Origin of the sequence: Microcystis aeruginosa LEGE 91341 (assembly GCF_015206885.1) — a bacterium.
In the GTDB taxonomy this organism is placed as follows: Bacteria; Cyanobacteriota; Cyanobacteriia; order Cyanobacteriales; family Microcystaceae; genus Microcystis; species Microcystis aeruginosa_H.
Map to the genome: position 1 here is coordinate 1 of NZ_JADEXY010000134.1, position 11,791 is coordinate 11,791.

An 11,791-nucleotide genomic window follows, 5' to 3' on the forward strand; every position below is an offset into this window, starting at 1 on the left:
CAGGATATACTCCACAAAAGCGTTTAAACTCTTCTGGATTCAAATTTTTTACTTTTTCGTAAGTCATTGTTTTTCTGAGTGTTTTACTTTATTTTACATAATCAGTTCCTATTTTTGCAGGAGGTCTAGTTCAGGAAAACGCACATCATAGCAAATCGAGAGGCCAATTTTGCCCAAGCTATCGGAGCCATAAATTGGCGGTAAATCGATCCCTGCCATGACTGTACTCGATTCCTGATAGGTGTTACCATCCGGGACATTGACATCAAAGAGATGGACTTTTTGATAACGGGCTAATTCCGCACCGTTGCCATCAACTAAAATAGCGGTATTATAAGCTTTATCGGCAATACCCGTCACCGGCACGGGAAAACCGCCCCCTAAAATGGTCACTTGAAACCGTTGGGCCATGGTGCGGAGGAATTTATCGGCTTTGAGAGCAATAGTCTCAGCCTGGGCGATTTTATCGGTTTCTGCCCCCATAAAGGCGAAATTTTCTGGTAAACCGATTAATTCCGCCCCTTTACCCACGGCAAGTTCGATCAATTCTTCAGCGGCAGCGAGATTTTTCTCTAAATCCGGCTGACTGGTCATTTGAATGGCGGCGGCGAGATAGGATTTCATGGGGGTTGAAGCTCTAGAATCAGATAATCTCTGTAAAATTAATCATAACCTTCGATTATATCCAATTTCAGATATTTTGTCACCCCATGAGTAAAATTGTTTTCTGTGACTTTGATGGCACTATCACCGCCGTGGAAACTTTTGCGGGTATGCTCAAAGAATTCGCCCCCGATTTATCAGCCCAAATTATGCCCCAAATGTACGCCAGGACTCTCAGTCTGCGCCGGGGTGTCCGTCAACTGCTAGAGTCGATACCGAGCCAAAAATACGCCGATATTCTCGCCTATGCCGAAAGCAAGCCAATTCGCCCCGGATTAGCAGAATTCCTCGCTTTTTTACAGGAGCAAGCCATCCCTTTTATTATTATCTCCGGTGGTATCCAAGGCATGATTGAAACGGTCTTAAAACGGGAGGGACTATTAGATAAGGTGACGGCAATTTATGGGGTCAATCTTCATACGCAAGGGGAATATCTGCAAGTTCACTCCGATTGGGAAAATGAGACGGAATTAGTGGCTAAAGCTTTGATTATGACCAAATATTCAGGAGTAGAAACTATTGCGATCGGTGATTCCGTTACCGATATTACCATGGCTAGAAGGGCCGATCTAGTTTTTGCTAGGGATCGTTTAATCGATTATCTGCAAGCGGAAAATCAACCCTATATTCGTTGGGATAACTTTTTTGAGATTCGCGAATATCTGTTATTGAGAGATTAGGGATTGGCTGTGATAAGTAATGTTTAGGATAGGCAAGAGGCAATGATTTTCGCTGTCTCATTCCCAAGCTCCGCCTGGGAATGATTTTTGAAGGCTCTGCCTTCTGTAAAGATTACTCAGGAGGCAGAGACTCTCATTAAACATTTCTAGGCAGAGCCTAGAAACGAGAAATCTATCGAAAGAAATACCTAGTTTCTACCTAAAGTTAGATTTAAAGAGCGGCGATTTTATTTAGGATTATTTCGGGAGGTAGGAGAATTTTAAAAACATTTAAAATTCATCTAATAATCCGAGAACAGCTACCCTAAATCGGGGCGGTAGAATTCTGTTGTGGCTCTGTCTTGTCATTGAGGAACTAGCTTAAAATTTAGCGATTGGCAATTTTGGAAAAATCAATCTTTCTCCCTTGCCAATGTCGCTTAATTCGAGATTTTTTCCTTTAAAGGGCAGTCAGAACATTTGTTTGTTTATTTGTTTTGAGGAAAGTTTCTGAGTATGAAAACTTCGACTGGGCTGAAAAAACTGTCAGCGGCGACAGCTATAAAACGCGTGAAATTTGGCTTATCTATAATAGCTGTATCTGGTGCTGCTACCCTTCTAAGTGCTGGTAGCGTCTATGCTCAAGCCGACCCTACCATTTACAACCAAACAATTCCTGCCAGTCGCGCTAACTTTGATGCTTTGATCACAGGTGTTGGCGGGACTGTCTTCACCGATGCGCTTTCTGGTTTGAGTAGTGGAAGTTCCTGGACTCGTCCAGACTATACCATCACTTCTACTGATGGTTCGAGCCGTTTCATCGATTCCTTTTACCTCGCTAGTCCGGCTCCTGGCGGTATACCTGGTGGACAATCCATCGGCATCAACCCTGCATCCCCCGCTCCCAATTCCGGCTTGACTTTCACCTTTAACACTCCGATCAATGCTTTCGGCTTGGATATTGGCGACTGGTCTACTTGCTGTCATCCTAGTGGTCTTTATATCTCTTTTGATGGCGGAGCAACCAAACAGGTTGCTATAGCGAATACTGATTCCGATAACCCTGGTTATGCAACCTATGGGTTTTACCAGAATTTCGTCGGCGCAATCGATGACTCTGACACTTTCTCCACTATTACTTTTTATGGCGATGGTTTCGGCGAGTACTTGGTTGCTGGCGGCGTTATCCGCTACGGAACTGTACCCAAGGGATCCGTTACTGGAGTTCCCGAACATTCTTCTCCGGTAACTTTAGTAGCAGTTGGTCTGGGATTGGCTGGCTTGGGTGTTCTGCGCCGCCGCCGCCAATTCAGCAAGCTAGACGCGTATCTGAATTCAAACCAAAACTAAAATAAAGAACTGGTAAATCTAGCCTTAATTTTGCAGCGATCGCACTATATTTATATAGTGCGATCGCTTTTTGGGGTTATAATAGTTAAAGACACGATAAATTGATTCAAGTCAAGCCCATGCCACTAACTCTTAATTTAACATCAGAAATCGAACAATATCTCAGCCAAAAAGCGACAGAGAAAGGTCTTTCTCTAGAAGCTTATGTCCTAAAGTTGCTCAAGGATACTATTTTAGAACAAGAAAAACAGACTAAACTGGTTAATTTACTTCAATCTTGGATTGATGAAGAAGATGAACAAGAACAAAAAGAAACAGGCGAATATTTAATAGAAAAACTTGACCAAGATCGCTTATCGGAGCGTCCTTTATTTCCGGCTGAATTAAAGGGAGTAACTTGGTGAATAGAGTAGTTTTATTAGATACGGGAATTATCGGTTTAATTACTAATCCTAAGCGATCGCCTGAAAGTCTAGCTTGTAATTGTTGGCTACAAACACTAATTAAAGCAGGTATTAGGGTTATTCTTCCAGAAATTGCTGATTATGAGGTGCGTCGAGAGTTGTTACGCGCTAACAAGATTAAAGGAATTAAGCGACTGGATGAGTTAGCTAACTTAATAGAATACCTAGCCATTACAACGGATGCAATGCGAAAAGCTGCTTTATTTTGGGCGCAGGCACGCCAACAAGGACAACCCACAGCAGGAGATAAAACAATTGATGGTGATATGATTTTAATTGCACAAGCTGTCACGTTATCTGTGAAAAATCCGATAATTGCAACAACAAATGTAGGTCATTTATCCAAATTTGTCAGAGCAGATTTATGGCAAAATATTAGTTTTGATTGACATCTTTCTCAGAGGAACTTTATTGCAAGAGAAGTGACGCAAACCAAACGAGAAGGTTATGAACAGGGATAAGTCAGAAATGGAAGATGATTTGCAGAAATTTTTCCTACTGCTGATGCGGTTAACGAAGCATTAATATTTTTGCCCAGAGTAGTGCGAGATAACAAAACTCTTGCTTCTACAGTACAGGCTAACATCAAGGCTGAGTCCTGACAAGATGCAGTGCTGGATTGAGTATTTATCTAAAATCCTTATTCATCCCCTAAATAAGCTTCAATCACCGCAGGATTCTCCCTGACTGTAGCTGGATCTCCCAAAGCGATTAACTTACCGAAATCTAACACAGCAATGCGATCGCATAATCCCATCACTAAAGGCACATGATGTTCGATTAACAGGACGGTTAGAGCTAAATTATCGCGAATTTGTCGAATTAGCTGACTTAATGACCCCTTTTCGCTGGGATTCATCCCGGCTGCCGGTTCATCGAGGAGTAATAACTGGGGTTGCAAAGCTAAAGCGCGGGCAATTTCCAAGCGTCTTTGATCACCATAGGCTAAATTACGGGCTTTTCGATTGCTTTGGTCGGTTAATCCGACTAAATCTAATAATTCCCCCGCTCTTTTATAGGTTTTTTCTTCCTCCCTTCTCGAAACTGGTAAACCCAAAATTCCCGTCCAAAGATTGGAGCTATTGTGAATATGTCCAGCGATCGCTACATTTTCTAAAGCCGATAATTCACCAAATAAGCGCAAATTCTGGAAAGTACGGGCAATTCCCGCCTGAGCGATCTGGTGAGGACGATAATTAGCCAGACTGCAGCCTTGATAAATTAAATCACCACTGGATAGGGGAATTAAACCAGTGATCAGATTAAATAAAGTCGTTTTTCCCGCCCCATTAGGTCCAATTAAGCCAAAAATCTCGTTTTTTTGTACCTGAAAGCCAACCCCATCGACAGCGACTAATCCCCCAAATCGACGGGTGGCTCCCCGCACTTCTAATAAATTTGCTTGCATCCTTGTTAATAGGTTAAATTAATCGATTTTACTCGATCAAGACGATTGCAAGTAAGCATTGCACCGACCAAAAAAAGATAATTGTCAGGAGAGTCACCCTGAAAGAATCAGTTATCAATATTTATTGGGCAATTATTTTGATTAGGAAATACTTTACACAATCCTGACCAGATATAGCGGTAAGCGCTTGAGTGAGATACAAACCAAGCTTTGCCTAGCATGGTTTATAGCTCGTGACACTGTACCTCATACGACTGCACACCGCTATAAACAAGACGGCTGACCACTACTAGCGAATCAAAATGCGTCTTAGCTTACCCTAGGGCCGATCGAGCTTGATCAGATAATCTGCCACAGCTTGGTAAGCTGGTAGAGTGGTAGGGTCGTTAGCCGCATTACCTGCTACGGGATAGGACGCAAAACGAGCGATTACCATATCTGCACGGGGATCGATGTAGAGGGATTGACCGTGAACTCCCCGCGCCATAAAAGCACCATTTTCGTTGTGAGTAATCCACCACATACTGCGATAACTCCATCCCTTTAAGGCCGAGTATGACGCTCTCGCAAATACCTGTGGATCGCCTCCCTTGGCAATCTTGCGGATGACTTCTGGCGGCACCACTTGGCGATCGCCAACCTTGCCCTCGTCGAGGATCATTTGGCCGAAGCGAGCCAGATCTCTTAAACCCGCATTTAAGCCGCCACCGGCGAAGGGAGTCCCGATCGAATCTACGGTAAAGTAAGCATCAATATCGGCACCGATTTGACTCCAAATTTTTTCCGAGAGAACTTCCGTCAGTGGTTGCCCCGTGACTCTAGCAATTAACCAACCCAGAACATCAGTATTAATAGTTTTATAGCCAAAACTCTGACCGTGTTCTCCTTTTTTTTGGACAGTTTGCAGGAATTGAAAATAAGTGCTAGGGCCCGTATAACCTTCTGGTTTCGGTAAAGGATTCCCGGCGGCCGCGTGTTGCCAGACCTCCGCCTTGGGATCGGCATAATCTTCACTATAATCTAGGGCCGTGGTCATATCGAGAACTTGACGCACCGTGGCATCGCCAAAGCCGCTTTTCGTCAGTTCGGGAATATAATCCCTAACCAGTTTATTTTCCTCTAATTTATTTTCGGCCACTAACATTTCTCCCAATAATCCCACAAAGGATTTAGTTAGGGACATGGCCCCATGACGTTCCACCTGGTTCAAACAGCCGAAAAACTTTTCATAAACCATCTGACCATGGTGCATCACCAGGATCCCATCGGTAAAGTTAGCTTCTAGGGATTGTTGCCAAGTCATCGTATCCTTGGCCCCCCAGGGCAGAAAAGTCACTTTGTCAATATCTGATAATTCTTTTTTCACCAAAGGAACAGCTAGAGATAATCCCCGACTAACGGCTTTAGTGGGCATAAGCTGTTGAAAATGGCAAACACTCCAGCGCATTTGGGGAAATTGAAAATAACTACCGTTAGCAAAACGGATAATTTTATCGGGGGGGGGCGGCGAACCCTGCATCCAGCCTAAAACCCTTGGATCGGAGTTGGCTGCCGTCCAAGTTATCTTAGTCGCTGCCGTGGTTCCTTCCTCTGCGATCGCCTTGAGGGATAGATGCCAGCCACTTGCCAGTACACAGGCACTAAAAAAAAATATTAAGAGAATTGGCCGGAGTTTCATCAAAAATCAGGGAAATTAGGAAAACTGACTGGATTTAGTCTCGGGATGAAAAGATAGTTCATGGGATCAAGACTGATCCACTGTAGCCAAATATATAACGAAAAACTGCCATAATTGCAGCAATGTCCTCATCTAGCCAAAAAGCGATCGCTATTGATGAAGTTGTTGATTGACTGGCAAGAGACGAACTAAAATAGAACAGATGGACTATAAAAGTCGATATAAATCGGTTTTACTTAGCGTTTGTCGCTTAGTACGTCCAAGAAGAATCCATAATCAGTCTTTAGTCAGAATCAGAGCAGCACAAGGCTGAAGTTTGGGGCTGGCTGCGATAGGATAAAAAAGTGCTAGATAAAAACTCCTCTCCCTTACAGTCCCTAGTTGCGGGTCACTGGTTCAAGCTCATCTGTGGAGCTAGTTACCAAGATTTGCCCACGATTCGCAACCTCGCTTTGACCTATACTATCGCCGGGGCCGATTGTATTGATTTGGCCGCCGATCGAGCCGTGATCCTTGCGGCCAAGGAAGGCATCGAAACTGCCGCAAAAATCGCCAGATTCCCTGCCAATCAACGACCTTGGTTGATGGTCAGTCTCAATGATGGGGAAGATCCCCACTTTCGTAAAGCTGTCTTTAACCCGCAACTCTGTCCCGTCGATTGTCCTCGTCCCTGCGAAAAAATCTGTCCCGCTTATGCTATTGATAGGGGGGGAGTGATTGAACAGCGCTGTTATGGTTGCGGTCGTTGCTTACCCGTTTGTCCCCCGCAAATAATCGAGACAATATCCCGTGTCTGTCAACCCGCAGAAATTATCCCCTTAATTATCGAAATGGGAGTCGATGCGCTCGAAATTCATACTCAAGTCGGTCATGGAGAGGAATTTGCTCGACTCTGGCAAGCGATCGCACCTTTAACTAAAAACCTAAAAATCCTGGCCATAAGTTGCCAAGATCATGAATATATCATTGATTACCTCCACTATCTACGAGAAACTATTTCACCCCTAAGCTGTCCTCTGATTTGGCAGACGGACGGCCGACCGATGAGCGGCGATATCGGCAAAGGAACCACCCACCCGGCCATTAGTATGGCCAAAAAAGTCCTCTCCGACAATCTAGCCGGATTTGTCCAGTTAGCCGGGGGAACCAATGACCACACCGTGACCAAATTAGAGCAACTGGGACTGAGAGAAAAAATCGCTGGTATTGCCTATGGAAGTTACGCCCGTTCATTGATTTTGCCAATTTTAGAGCATTTAGACCAGCCTAACCTTGAAAATGACCCCCAAGCCTACCAAGAAGCCGTTAAAGCCGCTTCTATGGTGGTTGCTCAATTAAAAGCCTAGTCTTGGTCAAAAAACTATAATATTTTTTTAATTGACAACTAACCCATAAATGTGTTAGACCCCAAGAAAATCTTGGAAATAAAAACAGCCAATAATCGCCAAAACCCTTTACTATTAATGCCAGAAACCCTACCCTCCTCTCGGATGCCAGTGACCGACGATTTAAACAAACTCTTGGCAATTCTACCGGCGCGGATTCGCGGCAAAATCGAGGAACACCCCCGGCAGCATCAACTGATCGAAGTGGTTATGGATTTGGGACGCATACCAGAAGCGCGTTTTCCCGATGGGGCGATCGATCTGGGGGACGAACCGATCTCAAAAGAAGAAATCCAGTATTCGATCGCCAGGGTGGGCAGTTTTAGCGGCGATAATCGCGCCGGGATTGAACGCACCCTGCACCGCATCAGTGCCATTCGCAATCGAGATGGCGAAATTATCGGTTTAACCTGTCGTATCGGTCGGGCCGTTTTCGGTACGATCACCCTGATTAACGACCTAGTGGAAACAGGAAAATCCCTGCTGCTGCTCGGTCGTCCGGGGGTAGGGAAAACCACGGCCTTGCGGGAAATTGCCCGAGTTTTAGCCGACGATCTCAATAAACGGGTAGTGATTATCGACACCTCCAACGAAATCGCCGGAGATGGAGACATTCCCCATCCGGCCATCGGTCGCGCTCGTCGGATGCAGGTGTCCCGTCCGGAATTGCAGCATCAGGTCATGATCGAAGCGGTGGAAAACCATATGCCAGAAGTGATCGTGATTGATGAGATCGGTACGGAATTAGAAGCTCTGGCCGCTCGCACGATCGCCGAACGCGGGGTGCAGTTAGTGGGAACCGCCCACGGCAATCAATTGGAAAATTTAATTAAAAACCCGACTTTATCGGATTTAGTCGGGGGAATTCAAGCAGTAACTCTCGGAGACGAAGAAGCACGCCGCCGGGGTTCTCAGAAGACCGTTTTAGAACGCAAAGCACCCCCCACCTTTGAGATTGCCATCGAAATGTTGGAACGTCAGCGCTGGGTCATTCACGAGGACGTATCCACCACGATCGACCAACTGCTGCGGGGACGGGACGCAATTGCCCAAATCCGTTGGGTAGATGAGGAGGGGAAAGTACAGGTCGCTCAGGAAGAACCAAAACCGGAAAACCTCACCCCTTTGCGCGGCAATTATCTGCCGGAAATGGATAAACCCAAGGGATGGCGGGCCGATGGCCGGATGACTCCCGTGGCCCGTTTCCCTGGGGGCCCTCTCAACCGGGAAAACGATTTCGATCGCCTCCTCGAACAATCTTGGCTGCAGGAGGAACCGGAAACGGAAAAAGTCCGCGTCCCCGGTCCCAATGGCGAAGATTGGCCGGTTTATGTCTATCCCTACGGAGTCAGTCGCGCTCCGATCGAGCAGGTAGTACAGGCCCTTGATTTGCCGATCGTGTTGACCAAAGATTTACAGGGGGCCGATGCGGTGCTGGCCCTGCGTTCCCACGTTAAAAATCAGTCAAAATTGCGGCAAATTGCCAAAGTAAGACAAATTCCCATCCACGGCATCAAATCCAATACCTTGCCCCAAATTTCTCGCGGTTTAAAGCGGATTTTGGGCATTGATGACCCGATGAATCAGGAAGGCGCGGATCTGCGTTTATTTGCCCGCAGCGGCAGCGATGACGAGATCGAAGCTTTGGAGGAGGCCCGGTTAGCGGTGGAACAAATCGTTATTCCTACTGGTCAACCGGTGGAGTTACTGCCCCGCTCGGCGAAAGTGCGAAAAATGCAGCACGAATTAGTGGAACATTACCGTCTCCAATCCGACAGCTTCGGAGAGGAACCTAATCGCCGTATTCGTATCTATCCAGCTTAGGAGTCAGGAATTTGAAGCGACGCACGCTCATCATTATAGGTACGGGGGCGGCGATCGGTGCGGTGGCCGCCCTGATGATCCGTCGTCCCGAATCGGCGGCGGAATTGCGGGCTAAAATGCCCCTAGCTGAAAGAATTAAGCTCTGTCTCGATCTGGCTAAGATGAAACTAGCCACTACGATCGATTATCTCGATAGTTATGCCCGTCGGGGCATTCTCTATCCCTATCTTACCCATCCAGAGTCATCGGGTTTTAACTTCTTAAATTGGCTACGGAGGGGAAATAGTCCCACCCCCGGTACTTGGAAGTTAGAAAAGGCCGATTTTTGGGCGGCAGGGGCTTTTCCTGCTCTATTATGGAAAATTGCTGACTTAGAATCAAACCCTATGGATGCGGGATTTTGGTCGGCTGCCGCGAAAAAATGGAGCGATCCCTTAAAAGAAACCAGTTTGAAGAACAAAGATGTCGCTCTTAATAACGTACTGGTGTTTGCCCCTTGGTTTGAGTCGGGACAGGGGCAGGAAAAACAGACAGCTTTAGAGATAACTTTACGGGGGGCCAGACAACTAGCGCAACCTTTTCAGGATGGTAAAGGGAGTTATCACACCGATATCGGGACTTTTGGCTGGTTACGCAAGGCCGATCGCACCGATCAGCAAGAACATTGGCACGTTTTTATGGATCATACGATCAGTATAGAACAACTGCTCTGGGCAAGTCGCCACAATCCTGACCCCAAGGAAGCAAAGGATTGGCAAGAAAAGGCCCTTTCCCATATCCGCACCATTAGCCGCACTTTTGGGGCTAACCGTCGCCCGGGTAAAACGGGAACTTGGCAAAGGGGCTATTTTGATCAAAATGTCAACTCTCCCACCTATAGAAATTTCTTATTTAATGAGGGAAAACAGGGCTGGCGCGATGATAGCACTTGGTCCCGGGGTCAAGCTTGGTTTATTTATGCTGCCACGACGGCCTATATTTACACCGGCGATCTGGAAATGTTAACCATTGCCAAGGATGCCATTAATTATTATCTGGAAAATTTGCCCGATCGCTGGCCCGGTGAGCAAAGACGCGCCGGAGATTTTATCCCCCCCTGGGATTTTGATTATGCCTTGCAAAAAAATGCCGCTACTGAAAGGGATTCTTCGGCGGCAGCGATCGCTGTGGCGGGGATGATTCGCTTATTAAAAGCTTTACCTAGCAGTGATCCTAGTTATGGAACCTATCGAGAGGCGATCGATAATACTCTCTTGAATTTGACTTCTTTTCAGTATTTTCCCGACGAAACCGCCCCAGAGATGAGTCTATTGCGTCATGGTTGTTATCATCATCCCGCCGCGATTCAACCCACCCAAATCTATGATACGGGTTTAATTTGGGGAGACTTCTTTTTTATCAATGCTTTGGCTGAATACCAAGATTTACCCGATACTTAACAGACTACTTAATTCTTGCCCTTTTTGATGGGGGAAGTGCCAAACTATTAACTGTTACCGTTGAATGGGAAAAGACTGTGGATATTCGCTTAATCGTTGTCGATGTGGATGGAACGATCGCCGGGGATAACAATCAGGTTAATCCGGCCGTGGTGCAAGTTGTCTCAGCCGTCCAAAAAAAGGGAATTCGCGTCGCTATTGGCACTGGTAGGATGTACCGCTCGGCTTTACGCTTTCATCAACGTCTTAAATCCACTTTACCTATAATTGCTTACAATGGCGCTTGGATTCAAGATCCTGTTTCCCAAGTTCACCATCGACATACCCCCATTTCCCCCGACTTGGCGATCGATCTTTTAGATTATCTCGAACAACCCCAATGGAAGGAGAAAATCTCCCTTAATTTTTATATGGACGATGTGCTTTATGTGCGGCAATTAAACGCGGAAACGGAATTCTATCGCCAGCGATCGGGTATTATTGCCGAAGCAGTGGGAGATTTACGCAAAGTGGCCCACAAAACTACTAAAATCCTGGCCATGGGGGAAGATAAGCAATTTATCGCCGAGATTTGGCAGCATTTACAGCAACGCTATCAAAATCAAGATTTATACTTTACCCAATCGAGTCCGACTTTTTTTGAAGTTACCCACGTTGAGGCTACCAAGGGAAGCGCCACCCAATTTTTGGCCGAAGATATCCTAGGATTACAACCGCAAAACGTTATGGCGATCGGTGATAATTTTAATGATGTTTCTATGATCACCTATGCGGGTGTCGGTGTTGCCATGGGTAATGCTCCCCAAGCCGTTAAGGATCAAGCCGATTGGGTTGCCCCCAGTGTAAACTTAAATGGGGTGGCTGCGGCCTTGGAAAAGTTTGTTTTAATTTGAGGAATGGGGGAATGGGGAAGTGGGGAAA

General features: G+C 46.0%; 10 protein-coding genes and 1 pseudogene. 8 read left to right on the forward strand and 3 right to left on the reverse strand.

Features of this window, described 5'->3' with window-relative positions; genetic code table 11:
- Positions 1 to 126 precede the first annotated feature (126 nt).
- A pseudogene (locus tag IQ234_RS17070) lies at positions 127 to 624 on the reverse strand (nitrilase-related carbon-nitrogen hydrolase); the annotation flags it as partial.
- A gap of 86 nt (positions 625 to 710) precedes the next feature.
- Here IQ234_RS17070 and IQ234_RS17075 point away from each other — a divergent pair.
- The 4 genes from IQ234_RS17075 (at position 711) to IQ234_RS17090 (ending at position 3,525) form a co-directional block, all read left to right on the forward strand.
- Entirely contained in the window at positions 711 to 1,343 is a 633-nt protein-coding gene (locus IQ234_RS17075) for an HAD-IB family phosphatase (protein WP_193957953.1), read from the forward strand.
- Positions 1,344 to 1,838: 495 nt separating this feature from the next.
- Positions 1,839 to 2,672 (forward strand): PEP-CTERM sorting domain-containing protein, encoded by an 834-nt coding sequence (locus IQ234_RS17080; RefSeq protein ID WP_193957954.1) that lies wholly within the window; start codon positions 1,839 to 1,841, stop codon positions 2,670 to 2,672.
- A gap of 119 nt (positions 2,673 to 2,791) precedes the next feature.
- Positions 2,792 to 3,076, forward strand: a complete 285-nt coding sequence (locus tag IQ234_RS17085) for a hypothetical protein (RefSeq protein ID WP_185239517.1) — start codon at positions 2,792 to 2,794, stop codon at positions 3,074 to 3,076.
- On the forward strand, positions 3,073 to 3,525 hold the full coding sequence (locus IQ234_RS17090; RefSeq protein WP_193957955.1) for a nuclease: 453 nt from the start codon (positions 3,073 to 3,075) through the stop codon (positions 3,523 to 3,525). The genes IQ234_RS17085 and IQ234_RS17090 overlap by 4 nt, the downstream gene beginning before the upstream one ends.
- 251 nt (positions 3,526 to 3,776) lie before the next feature.
- On the opposite strand, the gene IQ234_RS17095 is transcribed toward IQ234_RS17090, so the two are convergent.
- Together IQ234_RS17095 and IQ234_RS17100 are read right to left on the reverse strand one after the other, a co-directional pair.
- Positions 3,777 to 4,544: an ABC transporter ATP-binding protein gene (locus IQ234_RS17095; protein ID WP_193957956.1), complete on the reverse strand. Its 768-nt coding sequence runs from the start codon at positions 4,542 to 4,544 to the stop codon at positions 3,777 to 3,779.
- A gap of 319 nt (positions 4,545 to 4,863) precedes the next feature.
- Positions 4,864 to 6,222 (reverse strand): serine hydrolase domain-containing protein, encoded by a 1,359-nt coding sequence (locus IQ234_RS17100; protein ID WP_193957957.1) that lies wholly within the window; start codon positions 6,220 to 6,222, stop codon positions 4,864 to 4,866.
- Between the two features lie 344 nt (positions 6,223 to 6,566).
- Here IQ234_RS17100 and ldpA point away from each other — a divergent pair, with 344 nt between their 5' ends.
- The 4 genes from ldpA to IQ234_RS17120 all read left to right on the forward strand — a co-directional run bounded on the left by ldpA (position 6,567) and on the right by IQ234_RS17120 (position 11,763).
- Positions 6,567 to 7,568 carry a circadian clock protein LdpA gene (gene ldpA / locus IQ234_RS17105; protein WP_193957958.1) on the forward strand — a complete coding sequence of 334 codons (1,002 nt, stop codon included), beginning with the start codon at positions 6,567 to 6,569 and terminating at the stop codon, positions 7,566 to 7,568.
- Positions 7,569 to 7,619: 51 nt separating this feature from the next.
- Positions 7,620 to 9,431, forward strand: coding sequence for a R3H domain-containing nucleic acid-binding protein (locus IQ234_RS17110; RefSeq protein WP_193957959.1), 1,812 nt, complete (start codon positions 7,620 to 7,622; stop codon positions 9,429 to 9,431).
- Positions 9,432 to 9,442: 11 nt separating this feature from the next.
- Positions 9,443 to 10,870 carry a hypothetical protein gene (locus tag IQ234_RS17115; protein ID WP_193957960.1) on the forward strand — a complete coding sequence of 476 codons (1,428 nt, stop codon included), beginning with the start codon at positions 9,443 to 9,445 and terminating at the stop codon, positions 10,868 to 10,870.
- A 77-nt stretch (positions 10,871 to 10,947) separates the two neighbouring features.
- A complete protein-coding gene (locus IQ234_RS17120; RefSeq protein WP_193957961.1) occupies positions 10,948 to 11,763 on the forward strand; it encodes a Cof-type HAD-IIB family hydrolase in 816 nt (271 codons plus the stop codon).
- Positions 11,764 to 11,791 lie beyond the last annotated feature (28 nt).

Excerpts from the sequence above, each read along its gene's own strand:
- IQ234_RS17075 (WP_193957953.1), top strand. The coding sequence starts at position 711 with ATGAGTAAAATTGTTTTCTGTGACTTTGATGGCACTATCACCGCCGTG.
- IQ234_RS17080 (WP_193957954.1), top strand. The coding sequence starts at position 1,839 with ATGAAAACTTCGACTGGGCTGAAAAAACTGTCAGCGGCGACAGCTATA.
- IQ234_RS17085 (WP_185239517.1), top strand. The coding sequence starts at position 2,792 with ATGCCACTAACTCTTAATTTAACATCAGAAATCGAACAATATCTCAGC.
- IQ234_RS17095 (WP_193957956.1), bottom strand. The coding sequence starts at position 4,544 with ATGCAAGCAAATTTATTAGAAGTGCGGGGAGCCACCCGTCGATTTGGG.
- IQ234_RS17100 (WP_193957957.1), bottom strand. The coding sequence starts at position 6,222 with ATGAAACTCCGGCCAATTCTCTTAATATTTTTTTTTAGTGCCTGTGTA.